At 61.1% G+C, this 23,516-nt stretch carries 17 protein-coding genes; 5 read left to right on the top strand and 12 right to left on the bottom strand.

Annotated elements, in window-relative coordinates; genetic code table 11:
- Positions 1-157: 157 nt before the first annotated feature.
- The 7 genes from ACEN8E_RS02235 to amaB all read right to left on the bottom strand — a co-directional run bounded on the left by ACEN8E_RS02235 (position 158) and on the right by amaB (position 8,612).
- Positions 158-874 (bottom strand): ABC transporter ATP-binding protein, encoded by a 717-nt coding sequence (locus tag ACEN8E_RS02235; RefSeq protein ID WP_495591260.1) that lies wholly within the window; start codon positions 872-874, stop codon positions 158-160.
- Positions 871-1,743, bottom strand: a complete 873-nt coding sequence (locus ACEN8E_RS02230; protein WP_495591259.1) for an ABC transporter ATP-binding protein — start codon at positions 1,741-1,743, stop codon at positions 871-873. The genes ACEN8E_RS02235 and ACEN8E_RS02230 overlap by 4 nt, the downstream gene beginning before the upstream one ends.
- Positions 1,740-3,026, bottom strand: coding sequence for a high-affinity branched-chain amino acid ABC transporter permease LivM (gene livM, locus ACEN8E_RS02225; RefSeq protein ID WP_495591258.1), 1,287 nt, complete (start codon positions 3,024-3,026; stop codon positions 1,740-1,742). Before livM ends, ACEN8E_RS02230 begins: the two co-directional genes overlap by 4 nt.
- A 3-nt stretch (positions 3,027-3,029) precedes the next feature.
- Entirely contained in the window at positions 3,030-3,944 is a 915-nt protein-coding gene (locus tag ACEN8E_RS02220; protein WP_085717440.1) for an ABC transporter permease subunit, read from the bottom strand.
- 227 nt (positions 3,945-4,171) lie between these two features.
- Positions 4,172-5,305: a branched-chain amino acid ABC transporter substrate-binding protein gene (locus tag ACEN8E_RS02215; protein WP_495591257.1), complete on the bottom strand. Its 1,134-nt coding sequence runs from the start codon at positions 5,303-5,305 to the stop codon at positions 4,172-4,174.
- A gap of 366 nt (positions 5,306-5,671) precedes the next feature.
- A complete protein-coding gene (gene amaA / locus ACEN8E_RS02210) occupies positions 5,672-6,955 on the bottom strand; it encodes an L-pipecolate oxidase (RefSeq protein WP_495591256.1) in 1,284 nt (427 codons plus the stop codon).
- A gap of 166 nt (positions 6,956-7,121) precedes the next feature.
- The gene (gene amaB / locus ACEN8E_RS02205; RefSeq protein WP_495591255.1) at positions 7,122-8,612 is read right to left on the bottom strand and encodes an L-piperidine-6-carboxylate dehydrogenase; all 1,491 of its coding nucleotides are present in this window, start codon (positions 8,610-8,612) and stop codon (positions 7,122-7,124) included.
- Between the two features lie 174 nt (positions 8,613-8,786).
- Here amaB and ACEN8E_RS02200 point away from each other — a divergent pair, with 174 nt between their 5' ends.
- The 3 genes from ACEN8E_RS02200 to nadE all read left to right on the top strand — a co-directional run bounded on the left by ACEN8E_RS02200 (position 8,787) and on the right by nadE (position 11,962).
- Positions 8,787-9,698 carry a LysR family transcriptional regulator gene (locus tag ACEN8E_RS02200; RefSeq protein ID WP_015093243.1) on the top strand — a complete coding sequence of 304 codons (912 nt, stop codon included), beginning with the start codon at positions 8,787-8,789 and terminating at the stop codon, positions 9,696-9,698.
- 205 nt (positions 9,699-9,903) lie between these two features.
- Positions 9,904-11,130: a nicotinate phosphoribosyltransferase gene (gene pncB, locus ACEN8E_RS02195; protein WP_495591254.1), complete on the top strand. Its 1,227-nt coding sequence runs from the start codon at positions 9,904-9,906 to the stop codon at positions 11,128-11,130.
- A 4-nt stretch (positions 11,131-11,134) separates the two neighbouring features.
- The gene (gene nadE / locus ACEN8E_RS02190; RefSeq protein ID WP_495591253.1) at positions 11,135-11,962 is read left to right on the top strand and encodes an NAD(+) synthase; all 828 of its coding nucleotides are present in this window, start codon (positions 11,135-11,137) and stop codon (positions 11,960-11,962) included.
- A 199-nt stretch (positions 11,963-12,161) separates the two neighbouring features.
- Here the strand turns inward: nadE and azu are convergent, their stop codons facing one another.
- Positions 12,162-12,608, bottom strand: coding sequence for an azurin (gene azu, locus ACEN8E_RS02185; protein WP_495591252.1), 447 nt, complete (start codon positions 12,606-12,608; stop codon positions 12,162-12,164).
- Positions 12,609-12,966: 358 nt separating this feature from the next.
- Between azu and ACEN8E_RS02180 the strand changes: the two genes are divergently transcribed.
- Positions 12,967-13,554 (top strand): cytokinin riboside 5'-monophosphate phosphoribohydrolase, encoded by a 588-nt coding sequence (locus tag ACEN8E_RS02180; protein ID WP_495591251.1) that lies wholly within the window; start codon positions 12,967-12,969, stop codon positions 13,552-13,554.
- A gap of 68 nt (positions 13,555-13,622) precedes the next feature.
- Positions 13,623-13,802 (top strand): hypothetical protein, encoded by a 180-nt coding sequence (locus tag ACEN8E_RS02175; RefSeq protein WP_008003055.1) that lies wholly within the window; start codon positions 13,623-13,625, stop codon positions 13,800-13,802.
- Positions 13,803-13,954: 152 nt separating this feature from the next.
- Here the strand turns inward: ACEN8E_RS02175 and ACEN8E_RS02170 are convergent, their stop codons facing one another.
- The 4 genes from ACEN8E_RS02170 to ACEN8E_RS02155 form a co-directional block, all read right to left on the bottom strand.
- Complete coding sequence (locus ACEN8E_RS02170; protein ID WP_495591250.1) at positions 13,955-14,845, bottom strand: transglutaminase family protein; 891 nt, start codon at positions 14,843-14,845, stop codon at positions 13,955-13,957.
- Positions 14,845-17,331 carry a circularly permuted type 2 ATP-grasp protein gene (locus tag ACEN8E_RS02165; RefSeq protein ID WP_495591249.1) on the bottom strand — a complete coding sequence of 829 codons (2,487 nt, stop codon included), beginning with the start codon at positions 17,329-17,331 and terminating at the stop codon, positions 14,845-14,847. The genes ACEN8E_RS02170 and ACEN8E_RS02165 overlap by 1 nt, the downstream gene beginning before the upstream one ends.
- Positions 17,332-17,419: 88 nt before the next feature.
- On the bottom strand, positions 17,420-20,695 hold the full coding sequence (locus tag ACEN8E_RS02160) for a transglutaminase family protein (RefSeq protein ID WP_495591248.1): 3,276 nt from the start codon (positions 20,693-20,695) through the stop codon (positions 17,420-17,422).
- A 340-nt stretch (positions 20,696-21,035) separates the two neighbouring features.
- Entirely contained in the window at positions 21,036-23,339 is a 2,304-nt protein-coding gene (locus tag ACEN8E_RS02155; protein WP_495591247.1) for a YgiQ family radical SAM protein, read from the bottom strand.
- Between the last annotated feature and the right edge of the window lie 177 nt (positions 23,340-23,516).

The following is a 23,516-nucleotide window of genomic DNA, read 5'->3' as shown; positions in this document are numbered from 1 at the left end:
CGATGGACGTCAAGGAAAACCCGAACATTCTGGAAAAACGCGTTGCCCTTGAGACCTTCGCGAGCAAGCTCGCTCCTACAGGGGGTTTAGTGGTGTTTGGGAAATGTAAAAAAGCCCCGGCGATTGCGCGCCGGGGCTTGTGCATAACCACTGAAACTCAGTGCCCGCCGAGGTAGGCGTTGCGCACATCCTCGTTGACCAGCAGCTCCTTGCCGGTACCGGTCATGCGGATTTCACCGTTGACCATCACGTACGCCCGGTCCGACAGGCGCAGGGCGTGGTTGGCGTTCTGTTCCACCAGGAAGATGGTCATGCCGGTCTTGGCCAGTTCACGCAGGGTCGCGAAGATCTGCTTCACCACGATCGGCGCCAGGCCCAGGCTCGGCTCATCCAGCAACAGCAGCTTGGGCCGGCTCATCAGGGCCCTGGCGATGGCGAGCATCTGCTGCTCGCCGCCGGACATGGTCATCGCCCGCTGGGTACGCCGCTCTTCGAGCCGCGGGAACAGCTCGAACATGCGTTGCATGTCTTCCTTGGCGTACTTGTCACCGATAGGGATAGTGCCCATCAGCAGGTTTTCCTCGACGGTCATGTCGGGGAACACCCGCCGCCCTTCCGGCGACTGCGCGATACCGTTGGAGGCGATGTAGTGGGACGACTTGTGGGTAATGTCCACGCCCTGATAAAGGATCTGCCCGTCGGCTGCCCGTGGCTGGCCGAAGATCGACATCAGCAGGGTCGACTTGCCGGCACCGTTGGAGCCGATCAGGCTGACGGTTTCGCCTTCGTTGATGTGCAGCGAAACACCCTTGAGGGCCTGGATCGGGCCGTAGAACACGTCCAGGTCCTTGAGTTGGAGGATGGGTTTGCTCATACCACCTCCTCTTCATCGGCGCCCAGATAAGCGGCAATCACTTTCGGGTCGTTGCGGATCGCCTCGGGGCCACCCTCGGCGATGACGATGCCGTGGTCCAGCACCACGATGTGGTCGGAAATGCTCATTACCATGCCCATGTCGTGTTCGATCAGCACCACGGTCAGATCGTGCTCGTCGCGCAGCAGCCGGATCATCGCGCTCAGCGCTTCGGTTTCCTGAGGGTTGAGGCCGGCGGCCGGTTCGTCGAGGCAGATGATCTGCGGACGGGTGCACATGGCACGGGCGATTTCCAGGCGGCGTTGCTGGCCGTAGGACAGCTCGCCGGCCAGGCGGTTGGCGCAGTCCACCAGATCCACCACTTCCAGCCAGTAGAACGCGTGGTCCAGCGCATCGCTTTCGGCCTTGCGATAGCCCTTGGTATTGAGGATGCCGGCGAGCATGCTGCGGTTGACCCACATGTGTTGGGCCACCAGCAGGTTTTCCAGTACCGACATTTCCTTGAACAGGCGAATGTTCTGGAACGTACGCGCCAGCCCGGCACGGTTCACCAGATGAGTGCCGCCGAACGCCTTGTAGAACATCCGGCTGGCAAAAGCTTTCGGTGAGACGAAGTCGGTCGGCTTGAACGACTCGCCCAGCAGTTTGATGACGTTGGTCTGCTGGCCACGCACGTTGAGTTCGATCTTGCCGCCGGAGGCCTTGTAGAACCCCGTCAGGCAGTTGAACACCGTGGTCTTGCCGGCGCCGTTGGGGCCGATCAGGGCGAAGATCGAATTGCGCTTGACCTTCAGGCTGACGTCGTTCAACGCCTTGATGCCGCCGAAGTGCATCATCAGTTTTTCGACACTGAGTACGACTTCGCTCATGGCGCTACTCCTTTACGCGGGGACACACCGGTACGGCTGATCCGAATCAGGCCGCGCGGTCGCCAGATCATCATCAACACCATCAGGATGCCGAACAGCAGCACGCGGTATTCGGCAAAGCCACGCAGCAGCTCCGGGGCGACGGTCAGCACGAAGGCCGCGATGACGACGCCTATGGTCGAACCCATGCCGCCCAGTACCACGATGGCGAGGATCAGCGCCGACTCGAAGAAGGTGAACGAGGTCGGGTTGACGAAGCCCTGGTAGGTGGCGAAGAACACCCCGGCCAGACCGGCGGTCGAGGCGCCGATGGTGAACGCCGAGAGCTTGACCAGCACGTGGTTCAGGCCCATGGAGCGGCAGGCGATTTCGTCTTCACGCAGGGCTTCCCAGGCGCGGCCGACCGGCATGCGGGTCAGGCGGTGCTTGATGTACAGCACGGCCAGTACCACCAGGAACAACACCGCATAGATGAAGTAGTACTTCACATCCGGGTTGTAGGCGATGCCGAAGAACTCATGGAAAGGCACCCCACCATCCTTCGCCCGCTTGCCGAACTCGAGGCCGAAGAAGGTCGGCAACGGTGCCGGCATGCCGTTCGGGCCGCCGGTCAGGGACAACCAGTTGTTGAGGATCAGGCGGATGATTTCACCGAAGCCCAGGGTCACGATCGCCAGGTAGTCACCGTGCAGACGCAATACCGGGAAACCGAGGATGCAACCGGCCAGGCCGGCAGTAATCGCCGCCAGCGGCAATACGGTCCAGAAGCCCAGCCCCAGGTATTGGTAACCGAGCGCCAGGCCGTAGGCGCCGATGGCGTAGAACGCCACGTAACCCAGGTCGAGCAGGCCGGCCAGGCCGACCACGATGTTCAACCCAAGCCCCAGCAACACGTAGATCAGCCCGAGGATGACCACGCCCAGCAGGTAGGAGTTGGAGAAAAACGGGAACACCACGGCAATCGCGATGACCAGCGGGATGACCCAGCGCAGCCGCGACTTGTAGTCCGGTGCCAGCACGTGTACGCCGGAACCGGTGACTTCAAAGCCTTCGAGGATTTTCAGGCCCTTGGGCGTTTGCAGGAACAGGCTCAAGGCGAACCGGCCGCCCATGACGATGGCAATGATCCAGGCGACCCGGGTCGGCTCCAGGTTGAAACCGTAGCCGTCGAGCACGACGCCGACGATCGGTCCGAACACGATCAGGGCAATGAGGCCGGAGAGAATCGCGTCAACCAGGCTTTTTTTGATATCGATTGTTTTATGAGTGGTTGTTGAAGACATCGCTTACACCTTCGACACAAGAGGACGGCCGAGCAGGCCTTGGGGCCGAAAGACCAGAACGAGGACCAGCAGCGAGAAGCTGAAGACGTCCTTGTAGTCCGAGTTGACCAGGCCTGAGAACAGCGACTCGGAAATGCCGAGGATGATCCCGCCGAGCATGGCGCCAGGCAGCGAGCCGATCCCGCCGAGTACCGCTGCGGTGAAGGCCTTGATGCCGATGACGAAGCCTGCGTAGAAGTCGAAAGTGCCATAGTTCATGGTGATCAGCACGCCGGCCAGGGCCGCCATGGCTGCACCGATGATGAACACGTAGGAGATCACCCGGTCGGTGTTGATCCCCAGGATCGAGGCCATCTTGCGGTCTTGCTGGGTGGCGCGGCACATGCGGCCGAGCTTGGTGTACTTGATGACGTAGGTCAGCAGGCCCATCCCGACAAAGGCGGCCACCAGAATGAAGATTTTGGTGTAGGTGAGCTGCACGAAGCCGCTTCCGACATCGATTCGCCACGCCCCGGTCAGCAGCGTCGGAACGCCCTGTTGGCGAGCGCCCTGGGAGATCTGTGCATAGTTTTGCAGGATCAGCGAGATCCCGATGGCGCTGATCAGCGGTGCCAGTCGGGTGGAGTTGCGTAGCGGCTTGTAGGCGATGCGCTCGATGACCCAGCCATACACCCCCGTCACGACGATGGTGAAGACCAGAGTGCCGAGCATCAGCAGCGGGAAGGATTCAATACCGAAGTAAGCCAGCAGAGCCAGACTGATTGCCGCGAGGTAAGCGGAAATCATGTAAACCTCGCCGTGGGCGAAGTTGATCATGCCGATGATGCCATAGACCATTGTGTAGCCGATGGCGATCAGGCCATAGACCGACCCGAGGGTCAGGCCGTTGACCATTTGCTGCAGGAAAATACCATCCATAACGCAATCTCACGCAATGAGAACCTGCACAGGCGGCTGTGCGGTTCTTCTAAGAAAAATACAGATATACGTCGGAGCAGTCAGACAGGCCACCATGCCCCCTTGTGGGAGCTGGCTTGCCAGCGATAGCGGTAGAGCAATCGACAAAATTGTCGACTGTCAGGCCGTCATCGCGGGCAAGCCCGCTCCCACAGGGATGCGTGGCGTCCAGTTGATCAAGTCAGCCGTTATTTCTGTTTTTCCAGTTGGTGGTATTTGCCGGTCGCGTCCCACTGGTAAACCACGTAGTCGGAGATTTTCAGGTCGCCCTTGCCGTCCCAGGTCTTCTCGCCCATCACGGTCTTGACCGGGTTGGCCTTGAGCCACTTGGCAGCGTCTTCGCCCTTGTTGGACTTGGCGCCATTGAAGGCGGCAGCCAGGGTCTGGACCGAAGCGTAGGCGTACAGGGTGTAGCCTTCAGGCTCGGTACCGGCCTTGCGGAAGGCGTCTACCACAGTCTTGCTGTCTGGCAGCAGGCGTGGGTCGGCGCCGAAGGTCATCAACACGCCGTCGACGTATTGCGGGCCGCCAGCGGTGGTCACCAGTTCGTCGGTCACGATGCCGTCGTCGGACATGAATTTCACGTCTTTCAGGCCTTCGGTACGCAGTTGTTTAACCAGTGGGCCAGCCTCAGGGTGCAGGCCACCGAAGTAGACCACGTCGGCACCGGCCGCACGGATCTTGGTCACAACGGCGCTGAAGTCTTTCTCGCCGCGGGTCAGGCCTTCATACAGCACCGGCGTGACGCCGCGCTTGATCAGTTGTGCCTTGGTGGCATCCGCCAGGCCCTGACCGTAGGTGTCCTTGTCGTGCAGGACAGCCACTTTCTTGCCCTTGAGCACGTCGACAATGTAGTCGCCGGCCACGATGCCCTGCTGGTCGTCACGCCCGCACATACGGAACATGGCGCCCAGGCCACGCTCGGTAACGGCCGGGTTGGTGGAGCCCGGGGTGATGGCGATGATGCCCGCTTCGTCGTAGATCTCGGAGGCCGGGATGGTCGACGAGGAGCAGAAGTGACCGACAACGCCGGCAACTTTCTGGTTGGTCAGGTCCTTGGCCACCGTCACAGCCTGTTTCGGTTCGCAGGCGTCATCGCCCTTGACCAGTACGATTTTTTCCCCGTTCACACCGCCCGCTGCGTTCACCGCATCGGCTGCCGCCTGTGCACCCTTCATGTACTGCTCGCCAAATGCCGCGTTGGCGCCTGTCATCGGGCCCGCCACACCGATTTTCACGTCAGCTTGTGCAAATGCAGAAACACCCAGCGCAGTTGCCACTGCGAGAGCCAGAAAGCCTTTCTTGTAAAACGTATGGGACATGAGGTGGTGCTCCATGGTTTTTTTTTAATTGGCACTGCGACTTCACTGAATGCTCAGAGCAAGGGCCGTGCCATCGGTTTTTTATTCTGAAAAAAGTCGCTGCTTTCTTGTTATTTCGACTGTTTCGGGCCCATTTTCATTGGGCGTGCAACCGTCTAAACCGCGGAAGGTAAAACCATTATTTTTTTGAGGCGCAACCAGCCTGCGCCATCATTGCAACCGCGGCATTAAACGACGTGCAACCAGCCTGTAACAACGTGCGTCACCGAAGTGCACACTGCTGGTGCGGGGACTGCTACAACCCGCACCATTGACAGGCTAGCTGCAGATCGAAAAAGCGCCGCTTCGCGCTGCAAAAATCAACCTTCAGATCACGATCCGCAGGCACTGGCCTGCGTGATACAGCGAGAATCCCGCCTCGTACAGACAGCTGCGCAGCCCCACCCCGGCCAATGGCTGCATGGGGGCAAAGGGGATCGGCAGCGCTTGAGGATTTCCGTTACACAGGTAGTCGGCAAAGGCCTTGCCGACCACCGTCCCCGTGGTCACACCCCGCCCGTTGTAACCGGTGACTGCCACCAGACCGGGCGCCGGTTCGAACAGGCGCATCAAATGATCGGGGGTGAAGGCGATGCGACCGGTCCAGGTGCACTCCCACTCCACCGGCTTGAGGTACGGGAAATAGTGTTGCTGCACCCGATCGGCCCAGGCCTTGAGAAACCAGGCAGGCTTCTGATTGCCATTACCGAGGCTACCCAGCAGCAGCCTTCCGTCTTTATCCCGACGGATGCTGCTCAGGACCTGGCGGGTATCCCAGGAACCCTGGCCGCCGGGAAGAATCTGCCGGGCGGCCTCTTCGGTCAGCGGGACCGAGGCCACCTGGTAGTAGTAGCCGGGGAAGAAATTGCGCCGCAGTTCCGTCCAGTCGCCCTCGGTGTAGGCATTGGAGGCAATCACCACTTTCTCGGCCATGACCGAACCCTGGGCGGTTTGCACCGACCAGCGCTGGCCCTGGCGTTCGAGGCGGGTAACCGGGGAATGATCGAACAGTTGACCGCCCAGACCGATGGCCGCCTTGGCCAGCCCCGTGGTGTAAGCCATCGGGTTGAGCGTACCGGCACGGCGATCGAGCAGCGCGGCGGCAATCTTTTTGGTGCCCGTGGCTTGCTCGCAAGCCTGACCGGTCAACAATTCCACCGGCGCCCCACGGCGTTTCCATTGTTCTTCACGACTGCGCAAATCGGCCTCGCCACGGGCGTTGTGCGCCATGTGCAGCGTGCCTTCGCGGCGCAGCTGGCAATCGATGTTGTACTTGTCCACCAGGCTGAACACCAGGGATGGCGCGGCGCCCAGCATGCGGTTGAGCTGGCTGCCGACTTGCGTGCCGAACCCGGCTTCGATCTCGTCCGGGGGAATCCACATCCCGGCATTCACCAGCCCGACGTTGCGCCCCGAACCGCCGTGGCCGGCGCGATGGGCCTCCAGCACACAAACGGTCTTGCCTTGCTCCAGCAGATGCACCGCCGCCGACAAACCGGTGAAACCGGCGCCGATGACGCAGACATCCGCCGTGACCTCACCCTTGAGGGCCGAATTGTCCGGCCTTTGCGGCGTCAGTTTTTCCCACAGACACTCTTCGCGTAACGGCATTGCCAGACTCCAACAGAAACCTAACCAACACACCATTCAACTGTAGGAGCAGCCGGTCGACGCTCGACTGCTCGCGATGGGCGTCAACGATAACGCGTGTTTGCTGCATAAACGCGTTGTTCTGACTTTTTTCGCGAGCGAGCTCGCTCCTACAGGGGATCACCTATCAATCGAACGTGATGCCCTGCGCCAACGGCAACTCCAGCGAATAGTTCACGGTGTTGGTCTGACGGCGCATGTAGCCGCGCCATGCATCGGAGCCGGACTCACGACCACCGCCGGTTTCTTTCTCGCCACCGAATGCGCCACCGATTTCCGCGCCGCTTGGGCCGATGTTGACGTTGGCAATGCCGCAGTCGCTGCCCACCGCCGACATGAACTGCTCGGCTTCACGCACGTCGGTGGTGAAGATGCACGAGGACAGGCCTTGTGGCACGGCGTTGTTCAGGCGCAGGGCTTCCTGGAAGTCGCTGTAACCGACCACGTACAGGATCGGGGCGAAGGTTTCGTGGCAGACCACGTCGCTCTGCTCCGGCATTTCGACAATGGCTGGCGACACGTAGTAGGCATTCGGGAATTTGTCCTCCAGCTGACGCTGGCCGCCGAACACCCGGCCGCCTTCGCTCAGAGCCTGTTCCAGCGCATCCTGCATGTTGTCGAAGCTTTGCTTGTCGATCAGCGGACCGACCAGATTGCCTTCCAGCGGATGGCCGATGCGTACTTTCGAGTACGCGGTTTTGAGGCGGGTGACGATTTCTTCTTTCACCGATTCATGCGCGATCAGACGACGCAAGGTGGTGCAGCGCTGGCCGGCGGTACCGACGGCGCTGAACAGAATCGCACGAACAGCCATGTCCAGGTCGGCGCTTGGGCCAAGGATCATCGCGTTGTTGCCACCCAGCTCCAGGATGCTGCGGGCGAAGCGTGCGGCGATTTTCGGTGCCACTTCGCGACCCATGCGGGTGCTGCCGGTGGCACTGACCAGTGCGACGCGCGGGTCATCGACCAGGGCTTCGCCGGCATCGCGGCCGCCGATGATGACCTGGCTCAAGTGCGCCGGTGCATCGCTGAAGTTCTTCAGCACGCGATCGAACAGCGCCTGACAGGCCAGTGCGGTCAGCGGGGTTTTTTCCGACGGTTTCCAGATCACCGGGTTGCCGCAGACCAGCGCCAGCGTGGCGTTCCAGGCCCAGACCGCGACCGGGAAGTTGAAGGCGCTGATGACGCCGACGACGCCCAGCGGATGCCAGGTTTCACGCATGTGGTGGCCAGGACGTTCGGAGGCGATGGTCAAACCGTACAACTGCCGGGACAGGCCGACGGCGAAGTCGCAGATGTCGATCATTTCCTGAACTTCACCCAGGCCTTCCTGAGTGATCTTGCCGGCTTCCCAGGACACCAACTCGCCCAGATCGGCCTTGTATTCACGCAGAATATCGCCCAGTTGACGCACCAGCTCGCCACGGCGTGGTGCCGGAACCTTGCGCCACAGTTCGAACGCATGATCTGCGCGACTGATGTGTTGCTCGACTTCAGCGGCACCTTCCCAGTTCACGGCGGCGATGCGACTGCCGTCGATGGGCGAATGCACCGGCACTTTGCCGTTCTGGTACAGGGCCGGGTTCACACCAAGACGATCAAGCAATGCGGCAACCATGGGTCACTCCTCAAGCAAAAGACAGAACACGTACAGCCGGAAAATCACGGCTGATCAGACCTGTAGTTTTAGCTGCCCGGAGGTTACTCAACAAACGACCTTTAAGAGAGATATCATTCCGTTTATTCATGCTGTGCATTGCTGGCAATAAGAAACAAGAACCAAGGACCGCCCATGCTGAATAAACGCTACTTGCCATCGATCGCTGCATTGCAGTGCTTCGAGGCCGTCACCCGGCACTTGAGCTTCACCCGGGCCGCCGAAGAGCTGAACCTGACCCAAAGCGCCGTGAGCAAACAGGTCGCGCAACTCGAAGAGCTGTTGCAACACCTGCTGTTTCGCCGGGTGCGCCGCCGCCTGCAGATGACGCCCGCCGGCGATCTGTACCTGGTCGAGGTACGAAAAATCCTCACTCAGGTGGAGATGTCGACCCATTACCTGCGCTCCTACGGTGGCGAAACAGAAGTCCTGCGGGTTTCGACGCCTCCCACCTTCGGCGCGCGCTGGCTGGTGCCGCGTCTGAAAGGCTGGCGCCTGCGACATCCGTCGATTCATCTGGACCTGTGCAGCGAGCAGGAAGCCGACGATCTGCTGCAAGGTCGCAGCGACCTGGCGTTCTACTTCGGCCAAGGCTCGCGGCCCGGCACCGAATGCCTGAAGCTGTTCGGCGAAGAGTTGGTGCCGGTGTGCGCCCCCGGCAGCCTGCCAGACACGCCATTTACCGATCCGACACAACTGACCGATCTGGTGCTGCTGCAAAACGCTTCCCGTCCCCAGGCCTGGCATGACTGGTTCGACCACCAGGGCTACCACACCGAACACAGCTACCACGGCCCGCGTTTTGAAACCTTTTACATGTGCATCCGCGCCGCCCAGGTTGGCTGTGGTGTGGCACTGCTGCCACGGTTTCTGGTGGAAGAGGAACTGGCCGACGGCAAGCTTGTCATTCCCTGGCAGCATGCAATGCCCAGCAGCGATGCCTATTACCTGGCGTACCCGGAGCATTCGGCGGAAGTGCCGAAGGTGCGGGATTTTGTGAAGTGGATGCTGGAGCAGATAGACAGCCCGGATGCTCCACAACACTGAGCCTTGGCACATTCCTTGTGGGAGCGAGCCTGCTCGCGAAAGCATCGGCACATCCAGCATCAATGTGACTGACAGACCGCTTTCGCGAGCAGGCTCGCTCCCACAGAGGAATTGCTGCGGTCAAAAAATTGCTGGCAATCCCTGCCATTGATATGCGCCACTAGCGCCATTGATCAATACCGCTGCAGCGCTGGAGATTCCCGTTATGAGCGAGAGTGTGTTTGCCGATCGCATCGTGCAGAACCTGCTCGACACCGACTTCTACAAACTGACGATGATGCAGGCGGTGCTGCACAACTACCCGAACGTCGAAGTCGAATGGGAGTTTCGTTGCCGCAACAGCGAGGACTTGCGCCCTTACCTCGCGGAAATCCGTTTCCAGATCGAGCGCCTGGCCGAACTGAGCCTGAGCGCCGATCAATTGAGTTTTCTGGAGCGCATCAGCTTCCTGAAGCCGGATTTCCTGCGGTTTCTCGGGTTGTTTCGCTTCAACCTGCGCTACATCCACACCGGCATCGAAAACGGTGAGCTGTTTATCCGCCTGCGGGGCCCCTGGCTGCATGTGATCCTGTTCGAAGTGCCGCTGCTGGCGCTGGTCAGCGAGGTGCGCAACCGCTATCGCTACCGCGAAGTGGTGCTGGAGCAGGCCCGCGAACAGCTCTACCGCAAGTTCGACTGGCTGAGCGCCAACGCCAGCAGTGATGAGTTGTCCGAATTGCAGGTGGCCGACTTCGGCACGCGCCGTCGCTTCTCGTATCGCGTGCAGGAAGAAGTGGTGAATGTGCTCAAGCACGATTTCCCCGGGCGCTTCGTCGGCACCAGCAACGTGCACCTGTCCCGGGAGCTGGACATGAAACCGCTGGGCACCATGGCCCACGAATGGATCATGGCGCACCAGCAACTCGGCCCACGGCTGATTGACAGCCAGATCGCCGCACTCGATTGCTGGGTCCGCGAATACCGTGGCCTGCTGGGGATTGCCCTGACCGATTGCATCACCATGGATGCCTTCCTCGGTGACTTCGATCTGTTTTTCGCCAAGCTTTTCGACGGATTGCGCCACGACTCGGGCGATCCGGTGGCCTGGGCGGAAAAAGCCATTGCCCACTATCACAAGCTCGGCATCGACCCGATGAGCAAGACGCTGACCTTCTCCGACAGCCTGACCCTGCCTCGGGCCCTGGAGATATTCCGGGCGCTGCGTGGTCGGATCAATGTCAGCTTCGGCATCGGCACCAACCTGACCTGTGATATTCCGGGTGTCGAACCGACGAGCATCGTGCTTAAAATGACCGCCTGCAACGATCAGCCGGTGGCGAAGGTCTCCGACGAGCCTGGCAAGACGCACTGCAAAGACCCGAATTTCGTCGCTTACTTGCGACACGTTTTCCAGGTTCCTGCCGCCCTTTCAAGTACATCAAGCAAGGAGTGAATTCATGCAAGCCGTACAGCGTGAGATTGCTGAACAGCTCAAGGTCCAGCCGCCATTCGCCGACGAAGCCGCCCTTGAGGCCGAAGTCGCCCGACGAGTGACCTTCATTAAGGACTGCCTGGTCAACTCCGGGCTCAAGACCCTGGTATTGGGTATCAGTGGCGGTGTCGACTCCCTGACCGCTGGTCTGCTGGCCCAACGTGCCGTCCGTGAACTGCGCCAGCGCAGTGGTGATGCCGCCTACAAATTCATCGCCGTGCGCCTGCCCTACGAAACCCAATTCGATGAGCACGACGCCCAGGCTTCAGTGGATTTCATCAAGCCGGATGAACGCCACACCGTGAACATTGGCCCGGCGGTCAAGGCACTGGCCAATGAAGTGGCGGCCTTTGAAGGCAAACATGCGGTGTCGGTGGATTTCGTGCTCGGCAACACCAAGGCGCGCATGCGCATGGTCGCCCAGTACACCATCGCCGGCGCGACCCATGGCCTGGTGATCGGCACCGATCACGCGGCGGAAGCGGTGATGGGTTTCTTCACCAAGTTCGGTGACGGTGCCTGCGACCTGGCACCACTCAGTGGCCTGGTGAAAAACCAGGTCCGCGCCATCGCCCGCAGCTTCGGCGCGCCGGAGTCGCTGGTGGAGAAAGTCCCGACCGCCGACCTTGAAGACCTGTCGCCCGGCAAACCGGACGAAGCCTCCCACGGCGTGACCTACGCCGAGATCGATGCGTTCCTGCACGGCAACCCGGTGCGCGAGGAAGCATTCAGGATCATTTGCGACACCTACAACAAGACTCATCACAAGCGTGTGATGCCGTTTGCGCCTTGAGGTGTGAGTGAATGAAAAAGCCCGCTGAGGAGTGATCCTCAGCGGGCTTTTCTTTGGCCATTGCATTCATTGATGCTTCCGGCCCCTTCGCGAGCAGGCTCGCTCCCACAGGGTTTCAGGTGTTCACAAAAATTGCGTCCGAAATAGAACCTTGTGGGAGCGAGCCTGCTCGCGAAGAACGATGACGCGGTGAACCTGCTTACTTCAGGGTCACGGTACCTTTCATCATCGAGATGTGGCCCGGGAACGAGCAGAAGAAACCGTATTTTTCAGCGGCATCGAGCTTGGATACATCGAAAGTCACCGAGTCGGTTTCATTGGCGCCGATGATCTTGGTGTGGGCGATCACGCGGGCATCGCCTTCTTTCAGGTAGTTCTTGTCGATACCGGCGCCCAGGCCGTCGGTGGCGATCGGCTGCATGTCGGCTTCTTTACTCAGCACCCAATTATGGCCCATGACGTTCTTCGGCAAGCTGCCGGAGTGCTTGAGTTCCACGGTAAACGTCTTGCAGCTCTTGTCGATTTCAATGGCCTTCGTGTCGAAAGACATCTGGTCGGTGGAGTCGATGGTGGCTTTGCACTCTGCAGCCATCAATTGGCTGCTGGCCAGTGTCAACAGGGATACCGCAACAAGTTTGGCAAACATGGTGAATCTCCAAGGCAGGGTTAGCAGAAATGCGAATGGACAGAAGACTGCCTGAAAACTTCGCAAGTTCATATGACTTGAATCAAAAATTGTATACAACTTTCGGGCTATGGGCACGATGCAAACAATCTACCGGCCAGGCGTCTGGTCCGGCCCTATCATCAGGCCGTCCCCTCCTCTCTCCTCCAAAAAAGCCGGAGCACCGATCATGTCCTTCAACAGTCTGTTGTGCAGTTTGCTCGCCGCCTACGCCTGCGGTGCCAGCGGTACGTACGAAACGCCGAAACACGAAGTCTAGCCCTTGGAGTGCCATGCGCCTGCCTTTACTCTGTGACCCTGACCGACCAAGGAGCAAGGCATGTCTTTAACATCCGTTTGTGTTTTTTGTGGTGCCAGCACCGGCACCAACCCGGCTTACCGCGAAGCAGCCGTGGCCCTTGGCCGGGCTTTGGCCGAACGCAAGCTGACCCTGGTGTATGGCGGTGGCGCCGTGGGCCTGATGGGCATTGTCGCTGATGCGGCCCTGGCGGCCGGCGGTGAAGTGATCGGCATCATCCCGCAAAGCCTCAAGGACAAGGAAATCGGCCATAGCGGCCTGACTCGCCTGGAAGTCGTCGATGGCATGCACGCGCGCAAGGCCCGGATGGCCGAGCTCAGCGATGCCTTTATCGCCCTGCCCGGCGGCCTTGGCACCCTGGAAGAGCTGTTCGAAGTCTGGACCTGGGGCCAGCTCGGCTACCACGGCAAACCGCTGGGTTTGCTGGAAGTGAACGGTTTCTACAGCAAATTGACGGCTTTTCTCGATCACATCGTCGGCGAAGGCTTCGTTCGCGGGCAGCACCGTGACATGCTGCAAGTGAGCGAATCGCCGCAAACCCTGCTCGATGCCCTGGATGCCTGGCAACCGTCCATAGCGCCAAAATGGGCCGAGCAAAAACCCAGCTAACGGCTCGGCACCGATACAGGGCAGAATATGCGCCGCTCAACCTCACCTTCGACCCCAGAGGATCGCCCATGGCCAAACCTAATTATTCCTTCGCCAAACGTCAGAGAGACTTGGCCAAGGAGCAGAAGAAAGAGGAAAAGCTTCAGCGCAAGAAAGCTTCAGCTGAAGAAGCTGCCCTGAACCCAGAGGGTGAAGTGGCGGCAGAAGATGATGTTGATGCACCGAAAGACTCGGCGCCCGACGCCTGAGAACCTCCGGGCCGGCTGATCTGATCCGGCCCACCGGATCCTGTAGGAGCGAGCCTGCTCGCGATGGTCGTTAACGATAACGCTGGATGCCTGATTCCCCCCGGCGCTCTCGGGTTCTTCGCGAGCAAGCTCGCTCCTACAGGTGGATCTGTTTAATCCAGCGGCATCACCGTTACCCGAACTTCCGGGTCGTGGTTTCCTCCTCCCAGTATGACCCCCCGCAACGGTGACACATCGGAAAAATCCCGGCCCCAGGCCAGGGTGATGTGCTCCAGCGCCGGTTGCACATTGTTGGTCGGGTCAAAATCCACCCACCCCAGCACCGGGCAGAACACCGATACCCAGGCGTGGGACGCATCAGCACCGATCAGCCGTGGCTGGCCCGGCGGTGGCTGGGTCAACAAGTAGCCGCTGATGTACCGCGCTGCCAATCCACGGGAGCGCACGCAAGCGAGCATCAGGTGAGCAAAGTCCTGACAGACCCCGCGTCGGCGCTCCAGCACCTCGACCAGCGGTGTCGCCACCTGGGTCGCTTCGGCATCGAAGGTGAACTCGCTGAAGATTTTCTCCATCAGCGCCTGCACGCCGAGCAGCAACGGTCGGCCCGCCGGGAAGCAACTCTCGGAAAACTCGACGAAGTTGCTCTTCAGATGCACATACGGCGATTCAAACCGGTATCGGCAGGCCTCCAGCAATTGAGGCGACAGCGGCTGGCCGCTGTAGGTCAGCGCGCTTCGTGTGCTTTCCCACGCCGCAGACCTGCTGAAGTCCGGCACAGGTCGGGGCAACACTTCGATCGTAAGGCTGGCGTTGACCAGCAGTTCATCGTGGGGACGCTCGAATGCCAGCCGGGTCAGCGGGTTGCCGAATACATCCAGTTCATCACGTCGGGAGGTCGGCAGCGGACTGATCTGCAACTGCCGGTCGCTGCAGCGCTGCCAGGCACAAGGCCGCGGCCACAAATGCGCCAGTTGCTGGGCCAGGGACACCGGGCTGTCGTAGTGATAATGGGTGTCGTGGAAAATCTGGTAATGAGCGCTCATCAGACGGACACCGTGCGCTGGCTGACATCGTCGACATGGGCGAAGTGCCGCAGCGCCAGGCGATCGGAAACCTGCCCGCTGGCGACGGCGATCTCTTGCAGCAGCGCGGCCAGCCCCTCGATGGCGGCGCGCACACTCGCGTCGCCGAACAGCGAGTTCTCCAGACAGCCCAGATCGAATCGCGCAAGACGCTCGACCAACTGCGGCAGTGCTGCTTCGCGCGGCACCCCAAAGTCATCATTGAGGCGCTTGAGGGTGCGCGTCACCAGTTTCAACTGGAACAACACGGCGTGAGGGTTCTGCTCGTCGAGCAACAACAGGTCGAGCACCGGGATCAACTGCGCTACCGCCAGGTAGCGAGAACGGTAGGTGATACTGCTATTGCCCAGTTCCAGCAACCACTCCAGCCCGGCCTGATCGAAAGCCCCGGCACCCCGCAGGAACGCCGCCAGGCTGCCGCTGAGAAATTGCAGGCGCTCGAGCCGCCGGCCAATCATCAGGAAGCGCCAGCCTTCGTCCCGGGTCATGTCGTCCAGGGCAAAGCCGGACAGCGCCGCCAGGGACATCACCAGGCGATTGAGGAAATCCAGCAACTCGCCGAAATCCGGCTCCTCGGTTTCCAGCGCCATGGCTTCACGCTGCAATTCCACCAGCGCCTGCCAGTTTTCCCGCGAGAGCTTGCCGCGCACCTGCGACGCCGCCCACTGCAAGCGTTGCAGGTTGGAACGCAGACTGAACGGCCAGTCATCGCCGAGCAGCGCCGCCAACAGACGTTCCGGTAACTCGCCCTCATCGGGCAGCAGCATCAGCCGCTCGCCGAGATCCACCGCCGCCTGCAGGGCTTGCGGATCGTCGCCATCGACATAGCGCGCCAGCACGATGCGCAGCAAACGGGCGCTGTCGTCGCAACGTTCGCAGTAACGACCGAACCAGAACAGGTTTTCCACCACCCGCGAAGGCAGGTACGGATCGCGTCGCACCAGGTCATGCACACTGATGTTGCGTTGGGCCTTCCATTGTTCGCCGCTGGGCGCACGATCGCCCAGCACCCAAGTGTCCTTGCTGGCGCCGCCGCGCTGCATCGACACCACTTCGGCATCGGCTTGGGCGGCGACCCGGGTCAAGCCACCGGGCAGTACCCGATATCCCTCGCGACTGGCGACTGCATACACGCGCATGCCAATGGCACGGGGCTGCAACTGACCGTCTTCGGCTTGCCAGATCGGCGCCTGGGATAATTGCGCAAGTTCTTGCGCGACATAAGCGTATGGCCGTGCCTGCATGCGCCCGGCGAGCTCCTGGCGCTGTTTTTCACTCAAGTCACGGCCAAATACCGGTGCAAAGCTCTGGGACGGAAACGCCGGTTTGATCAGCAGCTCCGGCAGTTTTTCCAGGGCCTGGGCCAAAACCGGCGCTTCGCCGCACCACCAGGTGGCGATGGACGGCAGGATCAGTTCTTCGCCGAACAGGAATTGATTGATCTTCGGCAGGAAACCCAAAAGACCAGGCGACTCCAGCACTCCGCTGCCCAGAGCGTTGGCCACCAATACCCGCCCCTGCCGCACAGCCTCGAGCAGCCCCGGCACACCCAGGGCCGAGTCAGTTCGCAGCTCCAGCGGGTCGCAGAAATCATCGTCGAGCCGGCGCATGATCGCGTGGACCCGACGCAGGCCACTGAGGGTCTTCAGGTAGACCGTGGCGTCGCGCACCGTCAGGTCGCCGCCCTCCACCAATGGGTAGCCGAGCTGACGAGCCAGGTACAGATGTTCGAAATAGCTTTCGTTGAAACGCCCCGGCGTCAGCAGTACCACCAAAGGCGCGTCCCCGTCACTCGGGGCCTGACGAGCCAGCGTTTCCTGCAAGGTGCGGAAAAACCCGGCCAGGTGCTGCACTTTCAGATCGCGGTACAACTCGGGAAAGGCCCGGGACACAATCGTGCGGTTTTCCAGCGCATACCCGGCACCCGAAGGCGCCTGGGTACGATCCGCCGTGACCCACCAGTGGCCATCGGGTGTGCGCGCCAGATCCACGGCATACAGATGCAGAAAGGCCCCGTCAGGCGGGCTGATGCCCTGACAGGGCCAAAGGAAATTGTTGTGGCCGAACACCAGTTCCGCCGGCAGCAACCCCTCGGCAATCAGACGCTGCGGGCCGTACAGGTCGGCCAGCACGGCATTGAGCAACCTGGCTCGTTGTGCGATGCCGGCCGCGAGGCGCGCCCACTCGTCATTAGCGATGATATGCGGCAGCAGGTCCAGCTCCCATGGCCGGTCAGCGCCCTTGGGATCGGCATAAACGTTATAGGTAACGCCGTTTTCCTGAATCTGCCGGGTCAGCAGGGCCTGACGCTGCACCAATTGCGCCGGCGTGCTGCGTTGCAGCTGCTCGAACAGCCGGCGCCAGTGCGGGCGCACCGCGCCACTGTCGTCGAGCAGTTCATGATAGGTGCCCGCCGTCAGCGGGTAGCGGTCTAGCAGGTCAGGCATGGAAAGCTCGGCAGACAGCATTGAACGGTCAGACTAACGCAGGCTCGCGACGCCCGGACATACGAAAAATCCAAGCGTCGCGCACGGTTCAGAAACGTCGCAAATCGAGCGTCATCGGTAGCTCATCGTTAATTTCCATGTTGGGCACAGGAAGCTTCCCTGGCGTGTGTCCGATGCGGAAGAAACGCGCCATGCGCCGGCTCTCGGCCTCGTTGGCATTGACCGGCAAGCTGTCGTAATTGCGCCCGCCCGGATGAGCGACGTGGTACTGGCAGCCGCCCAGCGATCGCTGCATCCAGGTATCGAGCAGGTCAAATACCAGAGGCGCATGGACCGGGATGGTCGGTTGCAGGCAGTTGGCCGGTTGCCAGGCTCGAAAGCGCACGCCGGCCACGAACTCGCCGACCCGCCCCGTAGGCTGCAATGGCACCGGGATGCCATTGCAGGTCAGCAGATATCGCTGGGGCGGCAAGCCGCTGAGCTTGACCTGCAAACGCTCCAGCGACGAATCCACGTAACGCACCGTACCGCCCATGGCGCCCTCTTCGCCCAGCACGTGCCAGGGCTCGAGCGCCTGGCGTAGTTCCAGCGCGATACCACCGACGGCGTAATCGCCAACCTTGGGAAAACGGAACTGCAGATGCGCGGCGAACCATTCGGCCCGCAGCGGATAACCGGCGGCGTTGAGGTCGACGATGACATCGGCAAAGTCTTGCTCGATAAAGTGCGGCAACAGGAAGCGATCGTGCAGCTCCGTGCCCCAGCGCGCCAGTTTCTGCGGTGCATAGGGCTCGCGCCAGAACCGCGCCACCAACGCCCGCAGCAACAATTGTTGGGCCAGGCTCATGCGCGCATGGGGTGGCATCTCGAACGCTCGCAGCTCGAGCAATCCGAGGCGTCCGGTGGCACCGTCCGGCGAATAGAGCTTGTCGATGCAGAACTCGGCGCGGTGGGTGTTGCCGGTCACATCGATCAGCAGGTTGCGCAGCAGCCGATCCACCCGCCATGGCGGACACTCCTCACCCGCCTCAGGCATTTGTGCAAAGGCTATTTCCAGTTCGTACAGGGCATCGTTGCGCGCTTCATCGACCCGCGGCGCCTGGGACGTCGGGCCGATGAACAATCCGGAAAACAGGTAGGACAGCGAGGGATGGTTGTGCCAGTAGCTGATCAGGCTACGCAGCAGATCCGGACGGCGCAAAAACGGTGAGTCCCCCGGGGTCGCGCCACCGAGCACGAAATGGTTACCGCCACCGGTGCCGGTGTGCCGGCCGTCGATCATGAATTTCTCGGTGGTCAGGCGGGTCTGGCGCGCCTCTTCGTAGAGGAATTCGGTGCGCTCGACCAATTCATCCCAGGTTGCGGACGGCTGTACGTTGACTTCGATCACCCCCGGATCCGCAGTGATACGCAAGTTGCTCAGGCGTGGATCGCTCGGTGGCTCATAGCCCTCCAGCAATACCGGGCACATCAGCTCTTCAGCGGTGGCTTCGATGGCCGCGACCAGTTCGAGGTAATCCTCGACCCGCTCCAGCGGTGGCATGAACAGGTACAAACGGCCTTCCCGCGCCTCGGCACAGAACGCCGTACGAGTCAGCCAATCGGCGGATTCGTCGATCTTCGGTACGCGTTCCCGCAGCTCGACCGTCTCGCCCTGGCTTTGCAGTTGCGCGGTGTCGGGCAGCGGCGGGAAATCCTGATTCGGGTCCTGCGGATGAATAAACGGGTACTCCGCCGCTTTCACCCAGGGCTGCGAGCCTAGCGGCAAGCGATACCCCAGCGGCGAATCCCCCGGCACCAGTCGGCAGTGCTCGTCGCGCAGATACCAGCGGCCGCTCTGCCACTGATCGCCCTTGGCGGTGCGCGCCAGCGGAAGAACCTGGCCGATGACCTTGTCCAGGCCTTGATTGAAGACCTTGCGCAGTCGCGCACGCTCCAACGGCTCTTCCAGGCGCGAATCTTCGGCGCTGACGTTTTGCGGCAACATCCCTTCGCGCCAGAGGTAATAGAAATTGTCTTCGTAGGCTGGAAACACAAAGCGTGTCGGAATGTTCAAGCGCTCGGCCACGCTGGCCAGAAAACGCCCGGCCAATGCACCATCGGCAGCGTAGTCTTCCTGTTCATCGGCGATCAGCGCGCTGTTGTGCCAGATCGGCACGCCGTCACGGCGCCAATAGCAATTGAGTGACCAGCGCGGCAGTTGCTCGCCGGGGTACCACTTGCCCTGCCCGAAATGCACCAGCCCCTTGGGCGCGTAGTGTTTACGCAGGCGCTGGAACAGTTCCGCGGACAGCCGTCGTTTATCCGGCCCCAATGCCGCGGTGTTCCACTCGGCGCCGTCCGGGTCATCAATGGACACGAAGGTCGGCTCGCCGCCCATGGTCAGGCGTACATCGCCTTCCAGCAGATCGGCATCGATCTGTCGGCCCAGGGCTTGAATCGCCTGCCACTGTTCGTCGGTGTAGGGCTTGGTGACCCGTGGCGCTTCCCAAACCCGCTCCACGGACATTTCGTGGCTGAATTCGCACTCGCACGGTTCCACCAGGCCACTGATCGGCGCCGCAGAGGACGGATCGGGACTACAGGCCAACGGAATATGTCCTTCACCGGCAAACAACCCGGAGGTCGCATCCAGGCCGATCCAGCCGGCACCGGGCAAATACACCTCGCACCAGGCGTGCAGATCGGTGAAATCCACTTCGGTGCCGGACGGTCCGTCGAGACTTTTGACGTCGGCGGTCAACTGGATCAGGTAGCCCGACACGAAACGCGCCGCCAGTCCGAGGTTGCGCAGCAATTGCACCAGCAACCAGGCGGAATCGCGGCAGGATCCGGAGGCCTGTTCGAGGGTGTGTTCCGGTGTTTGTACGCCGGGCTCCATGCGGATCAGGTAGTCGATGTCTTCGCTCAGGCGCTGGTTGAGCGCGACGAGAAAATCCACGGCGGGCAATGGCGTGCGGTCGATGCCGTCCAGATAAGCCTTGAACTTCGGCGTCAGGGGCAGGGTTTCCAGGTACGGCGCCAGCTCCTTGCGCTCGTCAGCGGCGTAGGTAAAAGGGATTTTTTCCGCGTAGGGCTCAAGGAAGAAATCGAACGGATTGAAGATCGCCATCTCCGCCAGCAGGTCGACTTCGATTCGCAATTCATCGGTTTTCTCCGGGAACACCAGCCGCGCCAGGTAGTTGCCTTGAGGGTCCTGCTGCCAGTTGATGAAGTGCTGCTCGGGCGAGACTTTCAGCGCATAGGACAGAATCCGCGTGCGGCTGTGAGCGGCGGGACGCAGGCGAACAATCTGCGGGCCAAGCTCGACAGCGCGGTCATAGCGGTAATGCGTGACATGGTGCAATGCGACATGAATCGACACGGCGTGCCTCCTGCGAGCCTTGAGCGTATGGGAAAGCGCGCAAGACTTATGCCATCCAGCAAGGCTGGCGCTTTCTTCGATTGCCGGAGGCAGTACAGCACCAAAAACGGGCGATGCGCAGAATTGGCTTGCAAGAGTTGCACGTATTTGTGGCGTTCAGCTGCATAGTCGCCGCCAGATCCGGCCTCATCGCGAGCAGGCTCGCTCTTACAATGAAATGCATTCCCCCTGTAGGAGCGAGCCTGCTCGCGATGAGGCCAGTAGCTCCAGTACATTTTTTCAAGCCTGAAACGCAAAACGCCAACCCGAAGGTTGGCGTTCTGTTCAGCGCAGGCGCGGCTTAGCGCGGCACGACCGGCTTGCGAGCCGGCTTCGGCCCCTTGCCCTTGGCCGCATCCTTGCGCTCCTTGGCCGCCTGCTGGTTGCGGGCGAACGCCGCCGCCTTGGCCTGCTCGCGCTTGTCCCACGGGTTGCCGCCATCGCTGGCACGCGGTGGCAGGCCCGTGTGCTGGGTGAGGATCTTGGTGGTCTTTTCCTTGGCCACCTTATGGCTGCCGGCCGGCGTCGAATTCTTGCGACGGGCGCTCTGATAGCTGTCGGTCGACGGCTGGTGCAAAGGAATCAACTGGTTCTTGCCCGGCCCGATCAGGTCGGCGCGGCCCATGCGGGTCAGTGCCTCACGCAGCATCGGCCAGCCTTTCGGATCGTGATAACGCAGGAACGCCTTGTGCAGACGACGCTGCTCTTCGCTCTTGACGATGGTCACCGCGTCACTCTTGTAGGTGACCTTGCGCAGCGGGTTCTTGCCCGAGTGGTACATCGCGGTGGCGGTGGCCATCGGCGACGGGTAGAACGCCTGCACCTGGTCGGCACGGAAGCCGTTGCCCTTGAGCCACAGGGCCAGGTTCATCATGTCTTCGTCGGTGGTGCCCGGGTGGGCGGCGATGAAGTACGGAATCAGGTACTGCTCTTTGCCGGCTTCCTTGGAATACTTCTCGAACATGCGCTTGAACTTGTCATAGCTGCCGATGCCCGGTTTCATCATCTGGTTGAGCGGACCTTCCTCGGTGTGTTCCGGGGCGATCTTCAGGTAGCCACCGACGTGATGGGTCACCAGTTCCTTGACGTACTCCGGCGACTCGACCGCGAGGTCATAGCGCAGGCCGGACGCGATCAGGATCTTCTTCACACCCGGCAACTCACGGGCACTGCGGTACAGCTGGATCAGCGCCGAGTGGTCGGTGTTCAGGTTCGGGCAGATGCCGGGGAACACACACGATGGCTTGCGGCACGCGGATTCGATTTCCGGGCTCTTGCAGGCGATGCGGTACATGTTCGCGGTCGGGCCGCCGAGGTCGGAGATCACGCCAGTAAAACCCGGGACCTTGTCGCGAATTTCTTCGATTTCGCGAATGATCGACTCGTGGGAGCGGTTCTGGATGATCCGGCCTTCGTGCTCGGTGATCGAGCAGAAGGTGCAGCCGCCGAAGCAGCCACGCATGATGTTCACCGAGAAGCGGATCATGTCGTAGGCCGGGATCTTCTCCTTGCCGTACGCCGGATGCGGAATGCGCGCATAAGGCATGCCGAACACGTAGTCCATTTCTTCGGTGGTCATCGGAATCGGTGGCGGGTTGAACCAGACGTCCACTTCGCCATGCTTCTGCACCAGCGCGCGGGCGTTGCCCGGGTTGGTTTCCAGGTGCAACACGCGGTTGGCGTGGGCATAGAGCACCGCGTCGTTGCGGACCTTTTCCACCGACGGCAAACGGATAACGGTCTTGTCGCGGGTCATGCGCGGGCTGGCCAGGATCTGCACGACCTTGGCTTCCTGCGGATCTTCGACCGGACCTTTTTCCTGCTCGATGGCGCAGGCAGCGGTGTCCTGGGTGTTGACGTACGGGTTGATGATCTTGTCGATCTTGCCCGGACGGTCGATACGCGTGGAGTCGACTTCGTACCAGCCTTGCGGCGTGTCACGACGGATGAACGCGGTGCCGCGCACGTCGGTGATGTCTTCGATCTTGTGACCGTAGGACAGGCGCTGGGCGACCTCGACGATGGCCCGCTCGGCGTTGCCGTACAGCAGGATGTCGGCGCTGGCGTCGATCAGGATCGAGTTGCGTACACGGTCCTGCCAGTAATCGTAATGCGCGATGCGGCGCAGGGACGCTTCGATGCCGCCGAGTACGATCGGCACGTGCTTGTAGGCTTCCTTGCAGCGCTGGCTGTAAACCAGGCTGGCGCGGTCCGGACGCTTGCCGGCCAGGCCACCCGGGGTGTAAGCATCGTCGGAACGGATTTTCTTGTCGGCGGTGTAGCGGTTGATCATCGAGTCCATGTTGCCGGCCGCGACACCGAAGAACAGGTTCGGCTCGCCGAGCTTCATGAAGTCGTCTTTGGACTGCCAGTTCGGCTGGGCAATGATCCCGACGCGGAAGCCCTGGGACTCCAGCAGCCGGCCGATGATCGCCATGCCGAACGACGGATGGTCGACGTAGGCATCACCGGTGACGATGATGATGTCGCAGGAATCCCAGCCGAGCTGATCCATCTCCTCCCTGCTCATGGGCAGGAATGGCGCTGGCCCGAAACATTCGGCCCAGTACTTGGGATAGTCAAATAACGGCTTGGCTGCTTGCATGTCGATAACCGGTGTTGGCTTTCATTGAATTTCGCGGGGGCGGAATATAGCACAAATTTTGACCAATTCCGACGGCCATGGTCGGAAATTGTGGTGACCCTATCGCGGGCAAGCCCGCTCCCACAGGATTTGTGTCGCACGCAGCATCTGCATACGACCCCTATCCCTGTGGGAGCG

Source organism: Pseudomonas sp. Pseusp9, assembly GCF_059491265.1.
The sequence above is the reverse complement of the archived record's forward strand: the minus strand, read 5'-3'. Positions and strand labels throughout refer to the sequence as shown.

Bases quoted from the DNA above. Each gene is read 5' to 3' on its own strand.
- pncB (WP_495591254.1), top strand. From the start codon at position 9,904: ATGAGCGAGAGTGTGTTTGCCGATCGCATCGTGCAGAACCTGCTCGAC.
- ACEN8E_RS02200 (WP_015093243.1), top strand. From the start codon at position 8,787: ATGCTGAATAAACGCTACTTGCCATCGATCGCTGCATTGCAGTGCTTC.
- ACEN8E_RS02165 (WP_495591249.1), bottom strand. From the start codon at position 17,331: ATGCCTGACCTGCTAGACCGCTACCCGCTGACGGCGGGCACCTATCAT.
- ACEN8E_RS02235 (WP_495591260.1), bottom strand. From the start codon at position 874: ATGAGCAAACCCATCCTCCAACTCAAGGACCTGGACGTGTTCTACGGC.
- ACEN8E_RS02215 (WP_495591257.1), bottom strand. From the start codon at position 5,305: ATGTCCCATACGTTTTACAAGAAAGGCTTTCTGGCTCTCGCAGTGGCA.
- ACEN8E_RS02170 (WP_495591250.1), bottom strand. From the start codon at position 14,845: ATGAGCGCTCATTACCAGATTTTCCACGACACCCATTATCACTACGAC.
- ACEN8E_RS02175 (WP_008003055.1), top strand. From the start codon at position 13,623: ATGGCCAAACCTAATTATTCCTTCGCCAAACGTCAGAGAGACTTGGCC.
- ACEN8E_RS02230 (WP_495591259.1), bottom strand. From the start codon at position 1,743: ATGAGCGAAGTCGTACTCAGTGTCGAAAAACTGATGATGCACTTCGGC.
- amaA (WP_495591256.1), bottom strand. From the start codon at position 6,955: ATGCCGTTACGCGAAGAGTGTCTGTGGGAAAAACTGACGCCGCAAAGG.
- ACEN8E_RS02180 (WP_495591251.1), top strand. From the start codon at position 12,967: ATGTCTTTAACATCCGTTTGTGTTTTTTGTGGTGCCAGCACCGGCACC.
- ACEN8E_RS02220 (WP_085717440.1), bottom strand. From the start codon at position 3,944: ATGGATGGTATTTTCCTGCAGCAAATGGTCAACGGCCTGACCCTCGGG.
- amaB (WP_495591255.1), bottom strand. From the start codon at position 8,612: ATGGTTGCCGCATTGCTTGATCGTCTTGGTGTGAACCCGGCCCTGTAC.
- ACEN8E_RS02155 (WP_495591247.1), bottom strand. From the start codon at position 23,339: ATGCAAGCAGCCAAGCCGTTATTTGACTATCCCAAGTACTGGGCCGAA.
- nadE (WP_495591253.1), top strand. From the start codon at position 11,135: ATGCAAGCCGTACAGCGTGAGATTGCTGAACAGCTCAAGGTCCAGCCG.
- azu (WP_495591252.1), bottom strand. From the start codon at position 12,608: ATGTTTGCCAAACTTGTTGCGGTATCCCTGTTGACACTGGCCAGCAGC.
- livM (WP_495591258.1), bottom strand. From the start codon at position 3,026: ATGTCTTCAACAACCACTCATAAAACAATCGATATCAAAAAAAGCCTG.